This is a genomic window from Gordonia sp. HS-NH1, assembly GCF_001418765.1.
Taxonomy (GTDB): Bacteria; Actinomycetota; Actinomycetes; order Mycobacteriales; family Mycobacteriaceae; genus Gordonia.
Map to the genome: position 1 here is coordinate 25,100 of NZ_LIYC01000030.1, position 23,202 is coordinate 48,301.

The window sequence follows — 23,202 nt, forward strand, 5'->3', positions numbered from 1 at the left end:
CCACTTCCCCGCAGACGCGCAGGCTGTGACCAGCGCTGCTGCAACGGAAGTGGCGATTCTGTCCGGTGGGTCAGCCGACCGACGCCACCGCGCGGTCGATGTCGACGATCTCGGCCAGGAACTTGCCGGTGTGGCTGCCCGGGGTCGCCGCGATGTCCTCCGGGACACCTTCGGCGACGACGGTCCCGCCGCCTGCGCCGCCCTCGGGTCCCATGTCGATGACCCAGTCGGCCGTCTTGATGACGTCGAGGTTGTGCTCGATCACGATGACCGTGTTGCCCTTGTCGACCAGGCCGTTGATCACGGCGAGCAGCTTCTTGATGTCCTCGAAGTGAAGCCCGGTGGTGGGTTCGTCGAGGATGTAGACGGTCCGGCCCATCGACCGCTTCTGCAACTCGGCGGCCAGCTTGACGCGCTGCGCCTCGCCACCGGACAGGGTCGGTGCCGGCTGTCCGAGCCGGACGTAACCGAGACCGACGTCGACCAGTGTCTTGAGGTAGCGGTGGATCGACGTGACGGGTTCGAAGAAGTCGGCTGCCTCTTCGATCGGCATGTCGAGGACCTCGGAGATGGTCTTGCCCTTGTAGTGCACTTCGAGGGTCTCCCGGTTGTAGCGCGCACCGTGGCAGACCTCGCACGGGACGTAGACGTCCGGCAGGAAGTTCATCTCGATCTTGATCGTGCCCTCGCCGGTGCACGCCTCGCAGCGGCCGCCCTTGACGTTGAACGAGAACCGGCCCGGTTGGTAGCCGCGCACCTTGGCCTCGGTGGTCGCCGCGAAGAGCGTCCTGATCTTGTCGAAGACACCGGTGTAGGTGGCCGGGTTGGACCGCGGGGTGCGGCCGATCGGCGACTGGTCGACCTGGACGAGCTTGTCCAGGTTGTCCAGACCCTTGATTCGCGTGTGACGTCCGGGCACCTGCCGCGCACCGTTGAGTTTGTTGGCGAGCACGGTCGCCAGGATGTCGTTGACGAGCGTCGACTTGCCCGACCCCGAAACACCGGTCACCGCGGTCATCACGCCGAGCGGAAATGACACGTCGATGCCACGCAGGTTGTGCTCGCGCGCACCGACCACGGTCAACTGCCGCTTGCGGTCGATCGGCCGGCGGATCTCCGGCACCGGCAACGTGTCGCGACCCGCGAGGTACGCACCGGTCAGCGACTTCCGGTTCTTCAGCAGGTCCTTGTAGCTACCGCTGTGCACGACGTGGCCGCCGTGCTCGCCGGCCCGGGGACCGATGTCGACGATCCAGTCGGCCGCGCGGATGGTGTCCTCGTCGTGTTCGACGACGATGAGTGTGTTGCCGAGATCCCGAAGACGGGTCAGCGTGTCGATGAGCCGGCGGTTGTCGCGCTGGTGCAGACCGATCGACGGCTCGTCGAGGACGTAGAGCACGCCCGCGAGGCCGGATCCGATCTGGGTGGCCAGTCGGATGCGCTGTGCCTCACCGCCCGACAGCGAACCCGCCGCGCGCTCCAGGGACAGGTACTCGAGCCCGACGTCGAGCAGGAACCGGATGCGGGCCTGGACCTCTTTGAGGACACGGCCGGCGATGGCTGCCTGCCGCGAGTCGAGCTGCAGCTGGTCGAGGAAGTCGGCACAGTCGGCGACCGACAGTGCACACACCTCGGCGATCGACTTCGGCCCGTACTCCGGGTGATCGAGCGTCACCGCGAGGATCTCGGGGCGGAGGCGCGCACCCTGACATGCGGGGCACGGCACGTCGCGCATGTAGCCCTCGTAGCGCTCCTTCATCTGCTCGGACTCGGTCTGGTCCATGCGGCGCGCGAGGAACGAGAGGACACCCTCGAACTCGGTGTAGTACGACCGGGTCCGGCCGTATCGGTTGCGGAACTTGACGTGGACCTGGTGATCGCTGCCGTTGAGCAGAGCCCGACGTGCCTTGATGGGCAGCTTCTTCCAAGGCGTGTTGATGTCGAACTTCATCTGGTCGGCCAGACCCGACATCAACCGGAGGAAATAGTCGGCGTTGTGTCCGGTCGACCACGGCGCGATCGCACCCTCGGCGAGTGACATCTCCGGGTCGGGCACGACCAGTTCCTCGTCGACCTCCTTGCGGACGCCGAGCCCGTCGCATTCCGGGCAGGCGCCGTAGGGCGAATTGAACGAGAACGACCGCGGTTCGAGGTCGTCGATCGCGATCGGATGCGCGTTCGGGCAGGCCATCCGCTCCGAGAAGCGCCGCTCGCGCTCCGGGTCGTCCTCGTCGAGGTCGACGAAGTCGAGCACGATGATGCCGTCGGCCAGGCGCAGACCGGTCTCGACCGAATCCGTCAGGCGCTGTTTGGCACTGCTCTTGACCACCAGGCGGTCCACGACCACCTCGATGTCGTGCTTCTCCTGCTTCTTCAGCTTCGGCGGATCGGTCAGCGGGTGCACGACCCCGTCGATGCGCGCACGTGAGAAGCCCTGCGTCTGGAGTTCGGCGAACAGGTCGACGAACTCACCCTTGCGCGTGCGGACAACCGGCGCGAGGACCTGGAAACGCGTGCCCTCGTCCATGGCGAGGACCTGGTCGACGATCTGCTGCGGCGTCTGCTTGGCGATGGGCTCGCCGCAGATCGGGCAGTGCGCCTTGCCCGCGCGGGCGTAGAGCAGACGCAGGTAGTCGTAGACCTCGGTGATCGTGCCGACGGTCGACCGAGGATTGCGGTTGGTGGACTTCTGATCGATGGACACCGCGGGCGAGAGCCCCTCGATGAAGTCCACGTCCGGCTTGTCCATCTGCCCGAGGAACTGCCTCGCGTAGGCGGACAGCGACTCGACGTAGCGCCGCTGGCCCTCCGCGAAGATCGTGTCGAAGGCCAGGGACGACTTGCCCGATCCCGACAGCCCGGTGAAGACGATGAGGCTGTCCCGGGGCAGGTCGACATCGATGCCGCGCAGATTGTGTTCGCGGGCACCTCGGACGATCAGACGATCAACCACTGCAGTCCTAACATTCTCGAGTCACAGGGCGCACGACCGGCGCAGGGGCACAGTACCGACGGCCACCGACAGGATCGTCATCACGAGCTCGCCCCGGGAAAGATTCGGAGTCCGACGACCGGGCGATCGGTCTCGCCGCCCGTGTGTCATCGTCGAACCGATAGTCCAGGATACGCGCGCCACGCAAACCCTCAGGGTCACGACCGTCACATTCCGGCCGCCCGCTGTCATAGCCTGTCGGCATGACCTCCGAAGCGACACCGATCAGTGACACCTACACCGGCGATCTCTCCGAGTCGAAGACCCCGCAGCGCCGCACGCTGTCGTCGGCCACGATCGTGAAGTTGTCCGTCGGTCCGATGGACAACAACGTCTACGTGGTGACCTCCCGCGCGACAGGTGATCAGCTGATCATCGACGCAGCCAACGACGCGGACACGATCACCGAGGTGCTCTCGGCTGTCGAGGGGACCCCGAAACTGATCTTCACGACCCATCAGCACTTCGACCATTGGCAGGCCCTCGCCGCTGTGGCCGAGTCGACCGGGGTTCCCACCGCTGCCGGACGACTCGACGCCGGCGAACTCCCGGTCGCACCCGACCGCCTCGTCGACGACGGTGACGTGATCGAGGTCGGCGACCTCTCCTTCGAGGCCATCCACCTCGTCGGACACACTCCGGGGTCGATCGCCCTCGCCCTCACCGACGTGAGTGACGGCGGCGAGCGAACCGTGCACCTGTTCACCGGCGACTGCCTCTTCCCGGGCGGCATCGGGAAGACCTGGAAGCCGGAGGACTTCGACACCCTCCTCGAGGATGTCTCGACGAAGCTGTTCGACCGGTTCGACGACTCGACCGTCGTCTATCCCGGACATGGCAAGGACACGACTCTGGGTGCCGAGCGCGGGTCGTTGCCGGACTGGCGCGAGCGCCGCTGGTGACCACTGCGGCGCGAGCGTCGCGGGTGACCACTGTGGCGCGAGCGACGCTCGTGAACACCGGGTGTTTGGTCTTCGTCGTGGACGGTTACCTGTTCATCGGATCGTTCGGCGAGACGTGACCCGGGAGGCCCCGCGAGCGGCAAACTCATCACGGCACGCCGAGTGACCTGCAGATTCGTCGCGAGAGGGTAGCGTTGAACGGGCCAGAAACGTGCTTCACCCGACGGATCTCGATAGCCAAACCCGACTGAAGAAGGTTGTGACCGATGATTCTCCGCCGTATAGCCCGTCCGCTCCTCGCCTCGGCGTTCGTCGCCAGCGGCGTGGACGCCATCCGGAGCCCCAAACCGATCGCGCAATCCGCGGAACCGGTTGTGGACAAGGCCCGGTCGTCGCTCCCGCCGGAGGTGGCCGGCCGGATCCCGGAGAACACCGAGACGCTGGTCCAGATCAACGCGGCCGCCCAGATCGGCGGCGGCATCCTCCTCGCGACCGGTAAGTTCCCGCGAGTCGCGTCGGTCGTCCTGGCCGGGACACTGATCCCGACCACCGCGGCCGGCACCGATTTCTGGAACGAGGCGGACCCGGTCAGGAAGGAAGCGCAGCGCAACGCCTTCATCAAGAACGTCGGTCTCCTCGGCGGCGTTCTCCTGGCTGCCGTCGACACCGAGGGCAAGCCCTCGCTCGCGTGGCGCGGACGTCAGAAGGCTTCCGCCGTCGCCGCGGCCCTGCCGATCGGTGCCGCCGCCGGGTCGTCGACCTGGGAACACCTCGTCGAACGCACGCACGACGGCGCCGAGATCGTCTCGGAGCGGTCTGCCGACGCCGCGGCGAAGTTCCGCGAGCACGCTCCCGAGATCGCCGAGGCCGCGCAGAAGCGTTCGCTCGAGTTCGCCGAGAAGGCTGCGGACACCGCATCCGACGTCGCCGACCGCATCCGTGACCGCGCCCCGGTTCTGGCCGATGCGGCGCTCGTTCGTTCGTCGGAACTCGCCGACACCGCTCTCGCGCGCTCGTCGGATCTCGCCGAGACCGCCCGCAAGCGAGGCCCGAAGCTCGTCAAGGAAGCGCAGAAGCGAGCCGAGAAGGCCCAGAAGCAGGCCAAGAAGGCGCAGAAGCAGGCCAAGAAGAAGGCTCCGAAGATCGCCGATTCCGCCCGCGACCGCGCGTCGGATCTCGCCGACACCGCGCGCAAGCGCGCACCCGAGTTCGCCGACGTGGCCCGCGACCGCTCCGCCGAGCTGGCCGACGTGGCCCGCGCACGATCGGCCGAGCTCGCCGAGACCGCGCGTCAGCTCGCCGCAGCCGCCGAGGACTCGGCCGATCAGGGCCGCAAGCGTCTGCGCAAGGCACGTCGCTGATCCCTCGGGATCCTTTCGCGAACGAGCACAAGATACGAGCACGACCCTGAACACAACCGATCTCACGACCACGGACGCGGTGCACCCGCCGGAGGATTATCCCTGGGTGCCCGCGTCCGTGGCGCTGAGAGAGGCAATGCTACAGGACGTGCTCGGCCATCCGGCGTTCGGGACCGTTCCGCCCGTCGGCGCCCGGCTGGTCGTCGCAGTCGGATCCAACGCAGCCCCGGACGTCCTGCGCCGCAAGCTGGCGCACGTGCCGTCGGCGGACACCATCTGCCTGCAGGCGGTCCACGTCACGAACATCACAGTCGGCCATTCCGCGCATGTCGCGGCCCGCGGCTATCTACCTGCTGCCCCGGTGTTCGCAGGTCAACAGACAATCGGGACCATCGCGGCCTGGCTCGGTCCCGCACACGTCGCGGCACTGGACGCCACCGAACCCAACTACCATCGACAGACAGTGAATACGCGCGACCACCCCTTGACACATGGCCGGCCCGCCACTCTCCTCTCGGACGATCGGCCGCCCCTGCCCACGGATTTCGACCTCTACGTGTCCCGGCACGGCGTGCTCGCCGACCCGGTGACCGGTGAACCACTCCCCTTCGCTCCGCAGGCCGACGTTCTCGCGTGGTTGTCCCTGCAGCTCGACGATCTGTCCCTCGCTGCCCGGGCATCGCAGGTGTGCACCCGACTGGCGGCCGATCCTCAGGCGACGACCGCCCGGATCCGGGCCGCCGGATTGTCCCGGCCGTGCGGGTCCGACGATCCGCTGCCGATCGGACACGGCCGATGACCGCGCTCTCTCCGGACACCGATCCCCGGGTGGACGAGGAACAACGGCACCTCGACCGCGTATACGGCCGCCTCGACCGGATGCGGCGGACCACGCAGCGCCGGTTGTCGTCGACGTTGTCCGAGCGAGGCGGCACCCCGCAGGCCTTGTCCGAGCGCGAGTCGTACGAGCGGATGTACAACGAGGATCTCGCCAAATTCGATGCCGCCGAACACAATCTGTACTTCGGACGACTCGATCTCGAAGACGGCGAGGTCCGGCGCATCGGACGCATCGGTGTCCTCGACGACGGTTTCGCCGACGACGGCGAGCTCGACGCCACCGCAACCGACGCCACCCTCCTGCTCGACTGGCGCGCTCCCCTGGCCCGTCCGTTCTATCTGGCGACCCCGGCGGCGCCCGAGGACGTCGCGCGCCGTCGGCACATCCGCACCCGCAGCCGCAAGGTCCGCGGCGTCAGCGACGAGTCCCTGACCGCCGGCGATGCCCTACTCGACGACTTCGGGCACGGCGACGTCGTCAACGAGTCGGCACTGGTGGCAGCACTCAATGCGGCGCGCACCGGTGAGATGACCGACATCGTCGAGACCATCCAGCGCGAGCAGGACCTGATCATCCGCTCAACCCACCGGGGAGTCACCGTCATCCAGGGGGGCCCCGGCACCGGCAAGACCGCGGTCGCACTCCACCGGGCCGCCTATCTGCTCTACACCCATCGCGAGAACCTCTCGCGCAGTGGCATTCTCATCATCGGACCCAATGACGACTTCCTGAACTACATCGGCCAGGTGCTCCCCTCACTGGGCGAGTCCGGCGTACTCCTGTCGACCATCGGGGATCTGTTCCCCGGCGTGCGGGCGGGCACCGAGGACCCGCGGCCGACCGCGGCGGTCAAGGGTGGACTGCGGATGGTCGACGTACTCAAGCGAGCGGTCCGCGCACAGCAGTCGCTGCCGTCCCGGCCCGAGGCGGTGGATTTCGACAGCTACCGGGTCGAGATCGACTCCGAGCTGATCAAGACCGCGCGCGCCAAGGCCCGCGCCACGCGTCGCGCCCACAACCTGTCGCAGAACGCCTTCCTCAAGGCGGGACTCGCCGAGCTCGCCGCGCGGCACGCGGCGACGATCGGATCGAGCCTGCTCGACGGCTCACAATTGCTCAGTCCCGCCGACATCGCCGACATCCGCGACGACATGAGCCGCGATCCCGACATCCGTGCCGCGCTGTTGCGATACTGGCCGACCCTCACGCCGCAGGCACTGTTGCGCGACCTCCTCGCCGACGAGCGCGCGATACGCAAGGCCACCCCGGGATGGACGGACGCCGATCGTGCTGCGCTGCAGCGGTCGTCGCGGCCGGCCACGACGACGGGCGAGGATTTCTCACCGGCCGACGTCCCGCTGCTGGACGAGCTCGCCGAGCTGATCGGTTATGGCACCGAGGACGCCGAGCGGGCCGAACGCGCACGCTGGCGCCGCCAGCTCGCCGACGCACAAGACGCCCTGGACATCCTGACCGGCTCGGCGCCTCAGGACCTCGAGGACGAACTCGACCCCGAGATCCTGATGGCCTACGACCTGATCGATGCCGAGCAACTCGCCTCCCGCCAGACCGAGACCCGGCGCGCCACCACAGCCGAGCGCGCCTACGGCGACCGGACCTGGACGTTCGGCCACGTCATCGTCGACGAGGCCCAGGAGCTCTCGGCGATGGCCTGGCGCATGGTGATGCGGCGCATCCCGAATCGGTGGATGACGATCATCGGCGACACCGCCCAGACGTCCGACGAGGCGGGCACCCGCTCGTGGGGCGAGGTCCTCGAGCCGTACGTCGCGAGCCGCTGGCAGTTCAAGGAACTATCGGTCAACTACCGAACGCCCAGCGAGATCATGGAGTACGCGGCCCGTGTGCTCGACGAGATCGGCAACGGCGAGAAGGCGCCGACCTCTCTGCGCAGCAACGGGATCGAACCGGTGGCACTGCGTGCGAACGGTGGGTCGCCGCAGGACATCGTCGCCACCGTCCTCCGAGCCGTCGCGCTCGCCGAACCCGAGGGCCTCACCGCCGTCGTGGTCCCCGATCACCTGCACGACGTGATCCATGCGGCTCTGTCGCCGGACGGCTTCGCCCTCACCGACCGCGAGCCGCCCCGGGTGTACACGGTACGAAGCTGCAAGGGCCTGGAGTTCGACACGACGATCGTCGTCGAGCCCGCTGCGATCATCGACCAGTCGCCGCGCGGACTCAGCGACCTGTACGTCGCCCTCACCCGGGCGACCCAGCGACTCGTCGTCGTCCATCGCGACGACCTCCCCGACGTACTCGACGACCTCCCGGACGGCTGATCGGCCGCGGGGGTCAGGGTCGCGTGCCGGCGACGTGCTGGTGCGGTGACTCGTTGTGCAGCAGCCGGTCTCGTCTGTACCTGCTCCACGTCACCTGCGGGATTCCATCGTCGACGGTGATGTGGGCGCGAACAGAGTACACGTGCTCGACGAGTTGCTCGGTGATCACTTCGGCCGGGGTGCCGAGTGCGACGATCGACCCGTGGGCGAGAACGACGACGCGGTCGCAGAACATCGCCGCGAGGTTGAGATCGTGCAGCGCGATGTAACTGGTCATCGGGAGATCGGAGACCAGGGCCAGGAGGTCGAGCTGGTGAGAGATGTCGAGGTGGTTCGTCGGTTCGTCGAGAAGCAGTTCGTCGGGTTGCTGTGCAAGCGCCCGCGCGATCTGGACGCGTTGGCGCTCGCCGCCGGAAAGCGTGTGCCAACGGCGATTCCGATACCCGAGCATGCCGGTGTGGGCGAGTGCCTCGTCGATCGCCGAGCGGTCGGCGACCTCGTCACCTCCGAACATGCCTCGGTGTGGGATGCGCCCGAGTCGGACGATGTCGCCGACCGTGATGTCGACTTCTGTGTCGGCCTGTTGCTCGACGATGGCCACTCGTCGCGCGACGTCACGCCGGCGCAGCGTTCGGATGTCGTTGTCGTCGAGCAGAACTCGCCCGGTGTCTGGATGGTGAACCCCGGCCAGGAGACCGAGGAGCGACGACTTTCCGGACCCGTTCGGCCCCAGGAGTCCGATGGTCTCACCCGGGGTGGGTTCGACGGTGACCCCGTCGAGTACGAGGTGGCCGCCGCGGCTCCATCCGATGTGCTTGGCGTGTAGCGGCATCAGCGCACCGATCTCCGCGTGGGTGGGGTCACTGGCTGCCACGCATCCGGAACAGGATGAGAGCAAAGGCCGGGACGCCGACCAGCGCCGTGACGACACCGACCGGAATCTCCTGCGGAGCGAAGAGAGTGCGCGCGACTGCGTCGACCCAGACCATGAACACCGCACCGACGAGGATGGTGGCCGGAAGTAACCGCCCATGCCGCGGGCCGACGAGGAGCCTGGCCGCATGTGGCAGGACCAGGCCGACGAATCCGATCGCGCCGGCGGCGCTGACCAGTGACGCCGTGATCAGAGCGGTCACCGTGAGCAACAGGAACCGGACCCGACGGACGGACACGCCCAACGACGACGCGGCGGAGTTGCCGAAGGTGAACGCGTCGAGCGACGAGGACATCAGCAGGCACACGATGATTCCGAAGCTCGTGATCGCACCGCAGACCATGACGTCGGTCCAGTCGGCGCCACTGAGTGAACCGAGTAGCCAGAACAGCACGCCACGGGTCTGTTCGGCGTTCGCCGAGGACATGACGATGAACGAGGTCACCGCGGAGAACAGTTGCGTGCCCGCGACTCCCGCGAGGATGACCCGCGCGGTTCCTCCTCCCGCGCCGGCGGCGAGGGCGATGACTGTGGCGAACGCCAGCACCGCGCCGCCGAACGCGCCCATCGACAGCGAGACGGCGCCGCCCCCGATCCCGAGGATCGCCACCAGGACTGCGCCGGTCGAGGCACCCGAGGAGATGCCGAGGACGAAGGGGTCGGCCAGCGGGTTGCGGAGCAGCGATTGCATGATCGCGCCACATAATGCGAGACCCGCACCGCACACCGCGGCGAGTAGGGTGCGCGGGAGCCGGAGCTGCCAGACGATGCCGTCCTGCAGTGCGGTCAGACCTGATGAGCCGATGCCCCAGTGCGCACCGATGACGGCGTACACGTCGCGTACCGACAGGTCCGCCGGCCCGAACGTGACCGTTACCGCGACCGAGACGACCAGTAGCGCGACGCCGACGACGACAACCGCCGCGAAAACGGTCGCGGACTCATGACGCGGCGCGGGCACAGCGGGGCCGCCGGACACCCGAACCCCCGATTCGACTGCACCGGTGCTCATGACCGAGGAGTCACGAGGTTCCAGTCCTGGAGGGCAGTGGCGACCTTCTCCATCCCGTCGACGGTGCGGATCGTCGGGTTCAGGTCCGCGCCGTTGACGATGACGTAGCGCTTGTCACGCACGGCCCTCATCTGGGAGGTGACCGGATTGGATTCGAGGAACGCGATCTTGCTGTCGAGTGCGTCGCCGTCGATGCTGCGCCTGCTCAGGTCGGCCAGTACCAGTGCGGTGGGATCGCGATCGGCGACCGTCTCCCATGGCACCTGCGGCCATTCGTCGGTGGTGTCGGCGAAGACGTTCGTCGCGCCGACGGCTCGGCTGATCGCGCCCGAGGAACCACAACAACCCGCCATGTACGGGGTGTGGGTGTCGGCGAACCAGAACGCAAGCGATACGCCTGCCTCGTCGACCGGATGAGATGCCGCTCGCACGCGGTCCTGCAGCTCGCCGATGAACTCGTCGCCACGTTCGTCGACCCCGAAGATCGCTGCGAGATCCCGGATCTCCTGATAGACGCTGTCCATCGTGTACGGGGTCGTCCGCGCACCGTCAGCGTTGGATGCCGACGACACCTCACCGCTGCAACCGTTGTCGGTCGGCGAAAGGTAGGTGGGCACACCGAGTTTCTCGTATTGATCCCGGCCCGCCGATCCCCCGTCGCCCACAGACGAGCCGAACGACGCGGTCACGAAATCGGGATTGGCCCCGAGCACCGTCTCCATGGTGGGTTTGTTGTCGGCGAGCCTCGGGACCGAGGCGTTGGCTTCGGCAAGGTTCGCGCGCACCGGATCGGTCCACGTCGCGGTCCCGACCATGCGATCAGCAAGTCCCAACGACAGCAGGATCTCCGTGGAGGCCTGGTTGAGCGAGACCACTCGCTGTGGCGGAGTCTCGACGTGGATCGTTCGACCGCAGTTCTCGAGCGAGATGGAGGTTTCCTTGCCGCCCGCCGAGGCGTCAGGTCCGGTGGTCGAACTGCCGCACGCGGCGAGGCTCAGGGCCGACACAGCCAGGGTGAGTGCGCAGCGCAGAGCTGACATGGGCATGAGTGGGAACACTTTCTGGTCGTAGGTCCGTTCGCGGGACCTCGGTTCACCTGTGCCGGATCGGAGGAGCGATCGGACTCGCATCCGGCCCCAGGCGGGGGCCGGACACTCACCGTTGCGCGTCAGTTCCGGATTCACACCGGATTCTCTCGACCGATCGGCGCCGCACCAGCGGCCAGGGTCACCATACGCCGTCCCCTTGTCTTGTCCGAATCCGTCTTGTCCGAATCGTCCGCCTCACATCAGCGGTGCACGAGTGTCAGGTCAGGCGGCGGGACCCGGTGTGGCATCTCGCATCATTCCGGTCGCGGGATGGCAGTTGATGTACTCGAAGGTCTGATCGGCACCGGAGGATACCGAGACCTCGTGATACAGACGGAGTTTGTCGAGATCGCCGGCGACCTTGAAGAATGTGGTGAAGATGCGCAGATGGGTGGGATGGGATTCTGCCCAGCGTTCCAGCCTCTCGAGTGATCGCCAGTGTCCGATGTTGTAGGACTCGTCGACGGGATTGCCGTCGACGTCGATGTTGCGCACCATCCGGTTGCTGTAGCAACCGACGTCGGCGCCGTTGTCGCGGAGGAAATCCATGCCGGCTTGTAGTGTCGGTTGGATTTCGTCGAGATAGAGTGCTCGCTCTTCCACTCCGGCTTCGCGCCAGTCCTGACCGGACCTGATCAGCGCGATGTTGTCGTGACCGGCCACGACCACTCGGCCGCCGGAATGTGGGTCCCCGGAAACGATGTGGAGGGTGTCGGTCTCCGCGGGCTGCATCCAGTCCGTCTGGGAGAGCGGGACACGTTCGCGCATCGATCCCCAGTATCCGTGCTCGTTGATCTCGCCACTGATGTCGCTCATGAGTGCACCGACTCCGGGAAGCTGCTCCTGGAATGCGTAGAGAGTCTCGAACTGGTCGACTCGCGGGGAGATGATCTCTCGGAAATAGCCGATGCCATCGGTGATTCGGTCCTCTGATGTCCACCACTGGTCGACCTCGGGTGAACGCAACCATCGGCGGAAGGTTGCGGGGTCGTTCCAGTAGCCGACGACGATGTAGTTGTCGTAACCCTGGTTGTCGACATGGTGGGTGATGTCGTGGTGCTGCGTGCCGTCGGCGGTGGAAAGACTGTCCACCAGGTGTCTGACCGCCCCCAACGCGGCGAATCGCTGGTCTTCACCGCGGGATTGGACCCCGAGGTAGCCCATGGTGACCTGCTCGATCTGGTGGTCGGCGCGTCCGACCCACATGGGGAACGGTGGCTGATAGTCGGCTGGCACCCGGCGGGAGATACTGCGCGGACAGGCGAGGTGGGTGTCGATCGCGGATTCCATGGAGGGCTGCTCCTTTCAGAGATTCTGTACTGAGTCGCCGGCCGAGGTCTGCCGCCACGGGCCGGGATTGCCACCGGAGGCGGGCTCGCGTTCGCGGCAATGTGGTGCGGCGTCGCGGAATCAGGACGGGCCGGTCTGGATCGTCGTCACTGCGATGGCTTGCGCGGGACAGATGGCGGCGGCCCGGCGAACGCTGACGACATCGTCCGCGCTCTCCATGACCGCAGTTGTGCTCTGTGCGCGCCCCTCCGTGAACTCGAAGTGGTCGGGCGCGACAGAGACACAGAGGCCGGCACCGATGCAGTGGCGCGAGACCTCCGAATGCCAGCGCTGTTCGGACATCGAAACTCCTTCCGTCACTTCGCAGGTCGTCTCGGGAACCGGCCACAGAGACAGTCGGGCACCTATGCGTCCGTTGATGCCGGCCAGGTCACGCCGACACTCTTCATCCCTGCCATCACGTCCATGTCAGGGTGTTCCTTGATGACATCCTTGAAGGTCGGGCTGCCCACGATGACCGACCTGTACGACCTCAGAAAGGCTTCGATGTCCTCTGCTTCCCTCGCCGGGATGTCGAACTCCGCGAACGCCGGTGTGACGATGTCGTCGAACAGTGCGTCCCAGTACTCTTCGGTGATTCCCATGCCCCTGTGGGACGTGGCCATGTCGGGTCCGTGGTAGGTGTGCGGGCCACCCCAGTGCATGCCCAGGAATTCGACGAATCCACTGATCTCCTCCTGGACTTCGGCTTCGGTCTTGTGGTTCCAGATGTGCCCGATGGTCGGGTTCAACATTGCCCGTACCACAAGTGTTTTCGCCAGGAACTTCACTGTCTCCAGTCCACCCAGCCGGTCGTAGAGGCTTGCGGGCTCGGTCATGTTCTCTCCTTGGTGTGTCGATGAATCATTTGGGCTGAAACGTTGCTGCTTCGGGCCGTCGTGTCTGCCGCAGCGCCGTGAGGAACAGGGCGAACACCGTCGTGAGTGAGGCCCACAGAACGGCATGATCGGCGATGGTGTACATCCGGAAGGCGCCGAGAACATCGGCGGGGAAACCCGGGTAGGCGATCGCGGAGCCGTTCATGAGTGGACCGGGCACTTCGTCGAACCTCGGCAGGATGGTGGCTGTGACCGCGATGGCCGCCAGGTACACGGCCACACCGGCCAGTGCTGAGACGAGCCCTCCGAATCGCGCTCGTAGCCAACCGGTCACCAGCATCGTCGAGGCGACCGCGGCCAGAACGGACACGAGTGTGATGGTGAGGAATGCGCTGGTCCGTGCTCCGATGGTCTCGTCGCTGCCGACCGCGGGCGGGTTGGCGGGATAGACGAGATACGGGATGGCGAACACCGAGATGAACCCGGCTGCGCCCAGCGCCGCGGCAACCCACCGCGGGTCGGTGTCGGGGTGGCGACTGCCGACGTGGCTCCACAGGAGGGTGAATGCGACGGCGAACAGGGCGCCCATGCAGAGCGCGAACGCGATGCTGCCGACGGCGGCGCCCAGATTCGCCTGCATGGCCCGGCTGAAGACCTCGCCGTGGTCGTGCGCGTGTGCACCGGCGCTGTCGAGTGCCTCCTGTGCGCTTGCGCGACCCTCCTCATAGGTGATCGCCGCGCTCACCTGTGGCTGAAGAAAGAGGCGGGCGAAGACATAGGTGATGATGCCTGAGATCAGGCCGGCGCAGAGACCCGCGCCGATGAACTTCTTCTCCATTGGTCTGGTGTCCGTCGGTGCGTCAGTGGCACGGGAAGCCGAGGAAGTGGCGGGCATCGTGCACGAACTCGTGCACGTGGGTGTCGGATCCGAAGATCGACACCGCTCCCTGGTCGTAGCCGATGAAGTAGTACGCAAGCAGTGCCAGCGCGGTCGTCAGACTCAGAGTGAGTGCGACGGACGCGGTCTCCAGATGCGGTACCGCCCAGCCGCGGACGGCGGTGCGGGTGTGGGCTGCGGTGTTGGACATGACGTTGCCTCCTTGGGGCGGGATGACCGGCGGGTGCCCTGATGCCTCAGGACGTCGTGGCGCGGTCGATGGCGACTGGTTCGAGAACGGCTTTGTGGTGGTTGCGGTTCGGTGGCGTGGCCAGGACACGAGCGGTGCGGCCGGCGACATCGCCGGGGTGCACGGCGCCGACTTCGGAGAGGACGTGTTCGAGCGCTGTGACCCAGTGCTGGTAGTAGGACCAGGATTCGTCTGACAGGTCCGCGACCGAGGTCTCCCACTCCTGGATCGAGGCGATGAGCGCGCCCTGGAACTGTGTCCACTCATAGTGGCCGCTCTGGTGGGCCGCCACGGCGAGCGCGAACGCCCTGATCTCCCACGGGCTGTTGAATGCGAGGTCCTCGGGTCGACCACCGGGCAGATCACAGACCAGGTCTTCGACTGTCTGACGCTGCTCGGCCGAGATCGGTGCGATGGTCCTCATGACGCCATCGCTTCCTTGACCGGTCCGACACCGATCATGGAGTCCCGGGTCACCAGGTCGGCGAGCTGTTCCTCGGTCCAGCCGTCAGTGCCGGCGGGTCGCTGGGGCAGGACCCAGTACCGCATTTCTGAACTGGAGTCCCAGATCCGGATCTCGGTGGTCTCGGGGATGTCGTACCCGAAATCCTCGGCGAGGACCTTGCGTGGTTCACGCACGATGCGCGCACGGTACTGAGGTTCCTTGTACCAGTTCGGCGGCAGCCCGAGCACCGGCCACGGGTAGCAGGAACACAGGGTGCACACGATCGCGTGGTGGACGGTCTCGGTGTCCTCGAGGACCCGCATGTCCTCGCCCTGCAGGCCGCTGATGCCCAATTCCTTGCAGGCCTCGGTGGCATCGGCGAGGAGCCGCGCGCGGTAGTCGGGGTCTGTCCAGGCCTTGGCGACGACCTTGGCGCCGAGCTGTGGGCCGACCTCGTTCTCGTAGATGTCGACGATGCGGTCGACCATCGAGGTGGTCATCACTCCGTTCTCGATGAGCATCGACTCCAGGGCCTTGACGCGCGCGGCGATTTCTTCCTGGCTGGGTACTCCGTTGCTCACTTGTCTGCTCCTTCTGTTGCGAATTCGATGTAGGGGTCCCACACGTCGAAGTAGACGGAGCTGTTCGGGTCTGCGTAGCCGGTACCCCACAGTTCCGCGGCGGCGAACTTCACCGTGTAGACGTGTTCGGGGTCTTCGCCCAGTCCGTTGCCGGCGGTGTCCGGGTAGATGAACGAGCCATGATGCGCCACAACGGTTCCCGTCTTGCCCCGGACGTACCGTGCACGCCGGGTGTGACCAAACGGGCTCACGTCGGTCACCGTCACCGCATCACCCGGACTGAACCTGGCGACTTTGTCGGTCGCGCGGATGGCTGTCGCGCCGGCCGGGACGACAGCGTTGACGAAATCGATGAGTTCCTCGGACTCCTCGTGCTCAGGCAACGGGGCATCCGGGTTCGCGAGGTAGTACTCGGTGCGGCGATCGAGTTCGGCCGGATCGATCGCACCGGCGGCAATGGCGTGATTCTCGATCGAGTACAGCCAGTGCTCGTAGTACGGAGCCTTCAGATAGACCGCAGGGTCCATCTTCTCCATGCCGTGCCGAAACGAATCGACTCCGAAGTACCCGGCACGGAAGCACGCCGGGAACATGGTGAACATCGGCTTTTCCCACTCGGCGCGGAACACCGGCTCGTCCTCGACGACGACGACCGGACCGAGACCGTCGGTCCCACCGAGATCAAAAACACCGTTCATGAGATGGCCTCCTTGTTTTCTTGTGCAACGGCGAGCACGTCGCGCACCGTCTGACGCTTGACAGTCGTTCTCGCGGAGCCCGGTCCGCGAGAATCCCGATTCGCGATCCTGCTCACGCTCTTGTTCTCCGGAGAGTTCGAGCAGCGGTGCGGTCGGGCGGCAGCTCCCTCACCAGACGGACCCCTCGCGTCCCCTTCATCAGCGCGCGGACACCGAATCACGTTGTGGTGTGGCGAATCCACCGCTCAGTTCTTCGAAGGCGTGCCCGACGCGCAAGACAGTGGCGTCGTCGAAGTGTTTGCCGATGATCATCATTCCGACGGGCAGTCCGTCGACGAGACCGGCAGGCACCGACAACGCGGGATGTCCGGTGACGTCGAGGGGTGCAGCGTTGACGATCATCCCCAGGGCCTTGGTCAGGTACGTGGCGCGATCGATCCCGGCCGAGGGGAGTTCGGTGGCAACGTAGGGAACCGTGGGCATCACCAAGACGTCGTAGTCGTGCAAGGCATTGTCATAGGCTGCTCGAACCAGTGGAACGAGGTTGCGGGCCTTGCCGTAGCTCGCCCCACCCAGGGCGCTGACGCCGTGATGGCCGCACAGTGCAACGAGTTTGACGGTCTCGGAGAGTTCGTCCGCGAACTCCACGCGACCACCGGCGAAGTAGGCCATCTGTTCAGGGTCGTACAAACCGCCGGCGTTCAGACCGTACCCATTCCCATCGAGCATCTGATAAGCGCCGCCGTCGGTGGCGATCACATTCCACACGTGGAAAGCGTCCCGATGCCACGGAATGCTGATCTGCTCGACAACCGCTCCGGCATCGGCGAACCTCAGGGCCGCATCCTGCACCGTGGCGTCGACCTCGAGCTGTGACGCATCGTGGCCGAAACCTTCCGCCACCACACCGATCCGCAATCCGCGCACACCATCGGCGATACCCGACAGATAATCAGCGGGCGTGATCGCGTCGGGCTGGCGTGGATCGAGCCCGTCGCGACCGGCGATCACCGACAGCACCAGAGCCGCGTCTGCGACCGTACGGGTGATCGGGCCCACATGGTCGATGGTGCGCTCGATGGGGAAAGCGCCCGTATACGGGACGAGTCCGAAAGTCGGCTTGTGCCCTACGATTCCGCAGAACGATGCCGGAATCCGTATCGACCCGCCCTGGTCTCCACCGATGGCGAGATCCACGTCGCCGTTGGCGACCAACGCCGCGCTGCCACCCGAGGACCCGCCGGCCTCACGGTCGCGATCCCACGGATTGCGGACCGGCCCGGAGGCCGGGGTGAAACTCGAACCGGAGAAGCACAGGTCCTCACAGACGGCCTTGCCCGCGATCTCAGCACCTGCATCGAGCAACTTCGTGACAACGGTCGCGTCCCGGGCCGGAACGAAACCCTCGAGTGATCGAGACCCGTTCATCATCGGCACCCCGGCCACCGCGACGTTGTCCTTGATCGCCACCCGGCGGCCGGCGAGTCGGGTATCTCCTGGTGCGTCCTCGGTGAGAGCGGTTCTCACGTACCACGCGCCCAGCGGATTCGACTCCCCCGGCGGCACCACGTCGTAGGTCCGAGCCGGGGCCACCGGTGCCGCCGATGCTTCGTACAGGTCGTCGACCACGTCGTAGGACCCCAGGGCGCCGTCGACGAGTGCCGCGAACTCATCGCAGTCCGCTCTCGTCAGCGTCAGTCCGAAATGCGCTGCAGCAGCACTGATGTCATTTCCGTCAGGACGAAGAACCGCCATGCTATCCCCTTCTCGAAGTGAACCGTGTGAGACCGGCGCCCGCCGGCGCCTCCGCCGATGTCTGAACAACTCGAGGCTACGAACACCACCTCCAATACGTCAACATATGCCGACATATTGACATGTTAAGGTTGTGTTTCTCGCCGGCCGGATGGGTCCGCACCTCACCGGTGAGATGCGAACTACACTGCCTGCCATATGTTTTGGCTCGCGTGGTCACCATCGAACGGCTGGCGGCGCGCACCGATCAGGCTGTCGAGCCTCTCTGGACGACCCGGAGAACCCTGGTGGCTGCCCGCACATATGCACACGGTAGTGGCCCACTGCACATATGTCAATGAGTACAGACATATCGACGTCTGCCTATCGAGGGCGCAGAGTGCCCCGACGCGATTCGGCGAGCAGAATGGGTCGGGCAGTCTCGTTGCTCGAAGTTGCTGTACCGGCGATCATCCTGTGCCGCAGCTCTTCTCTGTCGAGTCCTGGTTCGCTCGTCATCAGCTGGCCGTAGATCTTGATCGCTTCGTACGTTGTCTCGGACAGTGAACTCATGGGCGGTACCGGCCCCCGCTGTTCGTCACGGTAGCGGCGCTCGAGATCCCGGTAACCGTCAAGAGCGCCTTGGAAATACGCAAATGCCGCCCATACCCCGTCGGCAGCGCTGTCGCCGATCAGCTGCAGGGTGGCCTCGTCGAGCACGAGAGCGAGTGTTCTGGTCGTACTGCGCAGCCCTTGCTGAGCGCATTGCCGCTCGAAGACGACTTCGTCGTGACCCACGAGCGTCGAGAGGATCAACTCGGCACCCGACTCCTCGATCGCGGCGACGGTGGAGCTGAAGTCCTGGGTGCCCAACGGCACGTAGACGTCGCCGAGGACCGACCCGTTGTTCTCGGCCACCACCCGCCGTACCGCCCAGTGGGCGCCGTAGGACCAGGAGTACCGATGGCCCACGAAAAACCATCTGCGGCTGCCCGTTTCCGTCATCAACACCGGAACCGCGGCGCGCGCTTGCGCCAACGGCCGTTCACCCAGCCGCACTGTGGTCGGACTCGGTCTGCCGCCCTCGTTGAGCACCGTGTGCACGAGCAGCGCGTTCGTGCCCCGCAGCGCGGAGGCTGCGGCGTTGAAAGTCGCCGAGGTGACGCAGGCGAAGATGATTCGGCAACCGCTGCGCAACAACCGGGTGGCGGCCGTGGCTCCCGCGAGGGAGTCCGATGCGTCGTCTCCGATCAGGAGTTCGACCGGTACACCACCGATGCCGCCGCCGGCGTTGATCTCCTCGACGGCCAACTGCGCCAGTGATTCTGTCGCTTGGGCGAAGACCGCCGCGGACCCGGACTTGCTCACGAGCAATCCGATCCGGTGACGGTCGGGACGCAATGGTTCAGGCGGATCGTAACCGCGCTTGTGGGCCAGCCACGTCACGCCATCCTGGTCCAGGCTGGATTCCACCACCACTCGCGAACCGTCGCGGTCGGCGAAGAACCGGATGGTCAGGCGACCGCGCCAGGGCTGATGGTGGACGATCGTCACCGAAGTTCCCCAACGAACCGCCGCGACATGACCCAGCAATGTGATGGGTGACCCGGCAACACCCGGGCCCCCACCGACCGGTAACGACACCGATACCGCCGCACCGACTACGAGCTTGGTGCATTCCAGCTCGAGAAGTCCGCCGTCAGCGAATCGACGGAAGGCGGCTTCTGGCGGGTCGACAGTCGAGATCTGGGCAGTCACAGAAAGAGTCGGCACAGAACACCACCCCGGGTAGCCGGCGACAGACAGAAGGTCAGGCTCGGCGCCGCACGCGTGATCCGCTGTCGTCGCGCACATCGCCGGTTCGAGCGTCCTCATCCAAACTCAGGGCCCGCTCGAGCACACCTTGCAAGAACTGCAAGGCATCATTCGCCGGTCCGGCAGGATCGATGGAGAAGTAACGGTGCCGTCCCGAGCGTCGCTCGACGACGACTCCCGACAGCTTCAGCGCCTTGAGGTGAGTCGACACCGTGGTGCGGCCGACCGATGAGATCTGATCGCTGATGAAACCAGCACTGCATTCGCCGTGCGACGCAAGCGTGTCGAGAATCTGGCGGCGAACCTGATCCGCCAACGCGGCGAACACCAGCTCACGACTCTGCTGATCATCGGTCACGCTCATTGCCACAACCCTCGCCGTCATCGGCCACTCAAGAAGTAGATACGTCAGTGACAGTCAACATATCGTACTTCCGTGCGTGGCGGCCACCCCAGCGAGCTCGCGGCCCACTTGCCGAGTGTCCACGGACCGCGTTCGCCCCGAACGCGGTGGCACCGCTCGGATGGCCACGCCAGGCTGTATGCGTAACTCGGGAGAGTCGACCGTGGTCGGTGGCGGAGTCACCGATCCGGTGCGTCAGCTCCTGTCGTCAACCGGTTTTCGGCGGCAGCAAGCGGGTCGAACGAGGGGTCTTTCAAGAGTTTGTGCAGGTTGCGGCGCCGGACGCCCATGTTGCCGCCGTCATAGACGGGAAAACACAGCACGTCTTCCATGATCGACGCGATCGGGGTGAGGTTGGTGTACGCGTCGACACCCACGAGGCGCATGGCGTCGTAGACGGTCTGGACGGCGGTTTCCGAAGCGAAGATCTTGACGCCGTTGGCCAGTTCACGATCCTTACCGCCGGTGCGATCGAAGTGGTCTGCGGCCTTCCAGGCGAAGTAGCGCACGGCTTCGATCCGGGTTTTGATGTCGGCGAGCATGTACCCGGCGTTCTGGTAATCGATGACCGGGACCGGTCCGGACCGATGATCGGTGGTCGTGAACTGATAGGCGTAGTCGAAGGCTGCGCGCATCCGCCCGACGCACGCCGCGCCGATGGATGAACAGGTCCACGAGAAGGCGGTGGCCACGATGTCGAGCCCATCACCGGGGTGGCCGATGAGATTGCCGACCGGAACACGGACGTCGGAGAATTCGACACGCGGAGAGTTGGTTGCGCGGTGGCCCATGGTGTCGATCATTCCGGTGATCGACACTCCGGGCGTGCCCCGCTCGACGACGATCACGGCCAGGGACTCGGCGGGCGGCAACGCCGGGTCGGTGCGGCACACCACACTGATCAGGTCAGCACCGAGTCCGTCCCAGCCTGAGGCGTTGGTGGTGTAGTGCTTGGCGCCGTTGATGACCCATTCGTCTCCGTCACGAACCGCGAACGTCTGAATGCCGACGGTCGGATCGGGTGAATCGTAGTTCGCTCCCCCGGTGACCTCGGTGTAGGCGATCGCCGCAAGGCGAGGTTCGTCGCCGCAGAACAGGGGCAGCCACCGTTGCTTCTGCTCCTCGGTGCCGAAATTGATGATCGGGTTGAGCCCCAGTCCGGTACCGAGAAGGGCCGAGGGCACGTTCACGTCGACCCGAGCCAGTTCCTCAGCAGCCAGTGCGAACGTCAGGTTGTCGAAGTAGGCGCCGCCATACTCGTTGGGCACCAACCCTTTCAGGAAGCCCATTCCGACAAGTTGCTTGTAGATGGGCAGCAACGCGTAGAACCTGTCCTCAGGCTTGTCCAACGAGCTGATGGCGTCCGCGACCTGCGACAGCACCGTGTCGGCGACGTGACGTGCCTGAGTACGAACGGCCATCTGTTCAGAGCTGAGCTCGAAACTCAACGACATGGGATTCCCTCCTGCTTCGACAGTGACCGGGGTAGACGATGGTGGGGCCGAGTCACATGTGGAGAAACTGTGCCCGACCCTCGGGTCGCCGGTCTTGGATCTGTCTGCGCAGTTCGCAGTAGATTTCTGCACCGATATTCCGTTCGACAGGCGAGGAGCCCGTCGATGCGGTTGGGTGGACCCAGTGGCCGTACGAGACCTGGCGGCGGCGGATCGCGGAGTGCGCAATGACAGACTTTTGGACGACCACAGAGTTGGGGGCCGCCGACCAGGTCGGCTATTGGGCCGACGTGCTGTGCCAGGCATTCACGCCACTGGCGCCGTCACGCTCACGCGACCACATGGAGCGCAGCCGCGTCAGCACCGGCCTCCCCGGTTGGGTGCGTTCGTTGCCCATCGGTACCTCGAATGCCGCCGAGATCGCGTCATGCACTCAGCGGGTCGATCACGGCGAACGAGAGGTTTCCCGAACCGCGGACGACGTGATCTTCGTGAACCTGCAGATCGATGGACAGTGCCTGACCGAGCAAGACGGCCGCCGCTGCGTCGTGGGACGCGGCGAGTTCGCCATCGTCGACTCCACACGGCCCTACAGCCTCGAATTCGTGGAGCCCGAGGACTCCTCACAGCTGTGGCGGGTGCTGTCGTTTCGTCTTCCACGAGAGTCTGTCGCAGACCTCGTAGCGGACCCGTCTCGGGCAGCCACCGCAACGACTTTCACCGGTGATGGTGGTAGCGCCAACATCGCGCGCACACTCATGACCTCGACGTGGCAGTCGGCCGGCAGCGTCGAGAACGCGGCCGAACTCCAGATGCTCGGAGCTGCTCACACCGCCGTCATCCGCGCCGTACTGGCGGGAGCCCGGCAATCCCCGACACCTGACTCGAGTCACGTCGACAACGCCGCTCGTCACGCCGCCGCGGTCCATTACATCGACACGCATCTGCCGCTCGGGCCGGTATCGGCCGCCGGGACCGCCCGAGCCATCAACGTCTCGGTACGCACGCTGCACAAGGTCTTCGAACGATCCGGCACCACCTTCGGCGCGGCCGTTCGCCAGCGCCGTCTCCACGCCTGCAGCCATGACCTGCTCAGCGGCGACCACCGTCGGCCGATCGGCGAGCTCGCGGCACGCTGGGGGTACGCGGACTCCGCCCACATGGCCAAGGCATTTCGCGCACACTTCGGTTGCACCCCGGGCCAGTACCGGCAGGAGCGATCTCCGCAGTTCCGCGCGTCGACGGTATCGACGACCACCGACCTCACGGACTGAACCGGCACAGACCTCATCGCCGGGGCCCGGACGCCGACGGTCGTCAGTGGGTAGAAGTGCGCACCCGACC

At 65.9% G+C, this 23,202-nt stretch carries 20 protein-coding genes and 1 pseudogene; 5 read left to right on the forward strand and 16 right to left on the reverse strand.

The genetic code is table 11. The features are described from left to right. Positions 1–70 precede the first annotated feature (70 nt). A complete protein-coding gene (uvrA, locus tag AMD30_RS17885; RefSeq protein ID WP_055476531.1) occupies positions 71–2,953 on the reverse strand; it encodes an excinuclease ABC subunit UvrA in 2,883 nt (960 codons plus the stop codon). Positions 2,954–3,195: 242 nt separating this feature from the next. Between uvrA and AMD30_RS17890 the strand changes: the two genes are divergently transcribed. The 4 genes from AMD30_RS17890 to AMD30_RS17905 all read left to right on the forward strand — a co-directional run bounded on the left by AMD30_RS17890 (position 3,196) and on the right by AMD30_RS17905 (position 8,399). Next, a complete protein-coding gene (locus tag AMD30_RS17890) occupies positions 3,196–3,894 on the forward strand; it encodes an MBL fold metallo-hydrolase (RefSeq protein ID WP_014927051.1) in 699 nt (232 codons plus the stop codon). Positions 3,895–4,160: 266 nt separating this feature from the next. Beyond that, complete coding sequence (locus tag AMD30_RS17895; protein ID WP_010844351.1) at positions 4,161–5,255, forward strand: DoxX family protein; 1,095 nt, start codon at positions 4,161–4,163, stop codon at positions 5,253–5,255. Between the two features lie 136 nt (positions 5,256–5,391). Continuing rightward, entirely contained in the window at positions 5,392–6,054 is a 663-nt protein-coding gene (locus tag AMD30_RS17900) for a hypothetical protein (RefSeq protein ID WP_231632768.1), read from the forward strand. Next, on the forward strand, positions 6,051–8,399 hold the full coding sequence (locus AMD30_RS17905; protein WP_055476532.1) for a HelD family protein: 2,349 nt from the start codon (positions 6,051–6,053) through the stop codon (positions 8,397–8,399). The genes AMD30_RS17900 and AMD30_RS17905 overlap by 4 nt, the downstream gene beginning before the upstream one ends. 322 nt (positions 8,400–8,721) lie before the next feature. Here the strand turns inward: AMD30_RS17905 and AMD30_RS25825 are convergent. The 15 genes and pseudogenes from AMD30_RS25825 to AMD30_RS17980 all read right to left on the reverse strand — a co-directional run. Beyond that, a pseudogene (locus tag AMD30_RS25825) lies at positions 8,722–9,231 on the reverse strand (ABC transporter ATP-binding protein); the annotation flags it as partial. A 28-nt stretch (positions 9,232–9,259) separates the two neighbouring features. After that, positions 9,260–10,345 carry a FecCD family ABC transporter permease gene (locus AMD30_RS17915; protein WP_055476533.1) on the reverse strand — a complete coding sequence of 362 codons (1,086 nt, stop codon included), beginning with the start codon at positions 10,343–10,345 and terminating at the stop codon, positions 9,260–9,262. Further along, on the reverse strand, positions 10,342–11,391 hold the full coding sequence (locus AMD30_RS17920; RefSeq protein WP_055476551.1) for an ABC transporter substrate-binding protein: 1,050 nt from the start codon (positions 11,389–11,391) through the stop codon (positions 10,342–10,344). The genes AMD30_RS17915 and AMD30_RS17920 overlap by 4 nt, the downstream gene beginning before the upstream one ends. Before the next feature lie 264 nt (positions 11,392–11,655). Next, positions 11,656–12,723: an aliphatic aldoxime dehydratase gene (gene oxdA / locus AMD30_RS17925; RefSeq protein WP_055476534.1), complete on the reverse strand. Its 1,068-nt coding sequence runs from the start codon at positions 12,721–12,723 to the stop codon at positions 11,656–11,658. Positions 12,724–12,843: 120 nt separating this feature from the next. After that, positions 12,844–13,065 (reverse strand): ferredoxin, encoded by a 222-nt coding sequence (locus tag AMD30_RS17930; protein ID WP_055476535.1) that lies wholly within the window; start codon positions 13,063–13,065, stop codon positions 12,844–12,846. 62 nt (positions 13,066–13,127) lie between these two features. Then, complete coding sequence (locus tag AMD30_RS17935) at positions 13,128–13,601, reverse strand: group I truncated hemoglobin (protein WP_055476536.1); 474 nt, start codon at positions 13,599–13,601, stop codon at positions 13,128–13,130. Positions 13,602–13,626: 25 nt separating this feature from the next. Further along, the gene (locus AMD30_RS17940; protein WP_055476537.1) at positions 13,627–14,439 is read right to left on the reverse strand and encodes a CbtA family protein; all 813 of its coding nucleotides are present in this window, start codon (positions 14,437–14,439) and stop codon (positions 13,627–13,629) included. 22 nt (positions 14,440–14,461) lie between these two features. Next, a complete protein-coding gene (locus tag AMD30_RS17945; protein ID WP_055476538.1) occupies positions 14,462–14,689 on the reverse strand; it encodes a CbtB domain-containing protein in 228 nt (75 codons plus the stop codon). A 46-nt stretch (positions 14,690–14,735) separates the two neighbouring features. Then, positions 14,736–15,152 carry a nitrile hydratase accessory protein gene (locus AMD30_RS17950; protein WP_055476539.1) on the reverse strand — a complete coding sequence of 139 codons (417 nt, stop codon included), beginning with the start codon at positions 15,150–15,152 and terminating at the stop codon, positions 14,736–14,738. Then, on the reverse strand, positions 15,149–15,754 hold the full coding sequence (gene nthA, locus AMD30_RS17955; RefSeq protein WP_055476540.1) for a nitrile hydratase subunit alpha: 606 nt from the start codon (positions 15,752–15,754) through the stop codon (positions 15,149–15,151). The genes AMD30_RS17950 and nthA overlap by 4 nt, the downstream gene beginning before the upstream one ends. Continuing rightward, entirely contained in the window at positions 15,751–16,452 is a 702-nt protein-coding gene (gene nthB, locus AMD30_RS17960; RefSeq protein ID WP_055476541.1) for a nitrile hydratase subunit beta, read from the reverse strand. The genes nthA and nthB overlap by 4 nt, the downstream gene beginning before the upstream one ends. A 198-nt stretch (positions 16,453–16,650) precedes the next feature. After that, entirely contained in the window at positions 16,651–18,207 is a 1,557-nt protein-coding gene (locus AMD30_RS17965; RefSeq protein WP_055476542.1) for an amidase, read from the reverse strand. Between the two features lie 363 nt (positions 18,208–18,570). Continuing rightward, positions 18,571–19,740 carry an ABC transporter substrate-binding protein gene (locus AMD30_RS17970; RefSeq protein ID WP_231632769.1) on the reverse strand — a complete coding sequence of 390 codons (1,170 nt, stop codon included), beginning with the start codon at positions 19,738–19,740 and terminating at the stop codon, positions 18,571–18,573. Positions 19,741–19,996: 256 nt separating this feature from the next. Continuing rightward, positions 19,997–20,365, reverse strand: coding sequence for an ArsR/SmtB family transcription factor (locus AMD30_RS17975; protein WP_055476544.1), 369 nt, complete (start codon positions 20,363–20,365; stop codon positions 19,997–19,999). A 218-nt stretch (positions 20,366–20,583) separates the two neighbouring features. Beyond that, positions 20,584–21,825, reverse strand: a complete 1,242-nt coding sequence (locus tag AMD30_RS17980; protein ID WP_231632770.1) for an acyl-CoA dehydrogenase family protein — start codon at positions 21,823–21,825, stop codon at positions 20,584–20,586. A 260-nt stretch (positions 21,826–22,085) separates the two neighbouring features. On the opposite strand from AMD30_RS17980, the gene AMD30_RS17985 reads away from it, so the two are divergent. Next, positions 22,086–23,132, forward strand: coding sequence for a helix-turn-helix domain-containing protein (locus AMD30_RS17985; RefSeq protein WP_084817308.1), 1,047 nt, complete (start codon positions 22,086–22,088; stop codon positions 23,130–23,132). Positions 23,133–23,202 lie beyond the last annotated feature (70 nt).

Coding starts and splice junctions, on each gene's coding strand:
- AMD30_RS17890 (WP_014927051.1), top strand. CDS start 3,196: ATGACCTCCGAAGCGACACCGATCAGTGACACCTACACCGGCGATCTC.
- oxdA (WP_055476534.1), bottom strand. CDS start 12,723: ATGGAATCCGCGATCGACACCCACCTCGCCTGTCCGCGCAGTATCTCC.
- AMD30_RS17900 (WP_231632768.1), top strand. CDS start 5,392: ATGCTACAGGACGTGCTCGGCCATCCGGCGTTCGGGACCGTTCCGCCC.
- AMD30_RS17985 (WP_084817308.1), top strand. CDS start 22,086: ATGACAGACTTTTGGACGACCACAGAGTTGGGGGCCGCCGACCAGGTC.
- AMD30_RS17950 (WP_055476539.1), bottom strand. CDS start 15,152: ATGAGGACCATCGCACCGATCTCGGCCGAGCAGCGTCAGACAGTCGAA.
- AMD30_RS17945 (WP_055476538.1), bottom strand. CDS start 14,689: ATGTCCAACACCGCAGCCCACACCCGCACCGCCGTCCGCGGCTGGGCG.
- AMD30_RS17935 (WP_055476536.1), bottom strand. CDS start 13,601: ATGACCGAGCCCGCAAGCCTCTACGACCGGCTGGGTGGACTGGAGACA.
- nthB (WP_055476541.1), bottom strand. CDS start 16,452: ATGAACGGTGTTTTTGATCTCGGTGGGACCGACGGTCTCGGTCCGGTC.
- AMD30_RS17920 (WP_055476551.1), bottom strand. CDS start 11,391: ATGCCCATGTCAGCTCTGCGCTGCGCACTCACCCTGGCTGTGTCGGCC.
- AMD30_RS17940 (WP_055476537.1), bottom strand. CDS start 14,439: ATGGAGAAGAAGTTCATCGGCGCGGGTCTCTGCGCCGGCCTGATCTCA.
- AMD30_RS17965 (WP_055476542.1), bottom strand. CDS start 18,207: ATGGCGGTTCTTCGTCCTGACGGAAATGACATCAGTGCTGCTGCAGCG.
- AMD30_RS17895 (WP_010844351.1), top strand. CDS start 4,161: ATGATTCTCCGCCGTATAGCCCGTCCGCTCCTCGCCTCGGCGTTCGTC.
- AMD30_RS17905 (WP_055476532.1), top strand. CDS start 6,051: ATGACCGCGCTCTCTCCGGACACCGATCCCCGGGTGGACGAGGAACAA.
- AMD30_RS17975 (WP_055476544.1), bottom strand. CDS start 20,365: ATGAGCGTGACCGATGATCAGCAGAGTCGTGAGCTGGTGTTCGCCGCG.
- AMD30_RS17930 (WP_055476535.1), bottom strand. CDS start 13,065: ATGTCCGAACAGCGCTGGCATTCGGAGGTCTCGCGCCACTGCATCGGT.
- AMD30_RS17915 (WP_055476533.1), bottom strand. CDS start 10,345: ATGAGCACCGGTGCAGTCGAATCGGGGGTTCGGGTGTCCGGCGGCCCC.
- AMD30_RS17980 (WP_231632770.1), bottom strand. CDS start 21,825: ATGGCCGTTCGTACTCAGGCACGTCACGTCGCCGACACGGTGCTGTCG.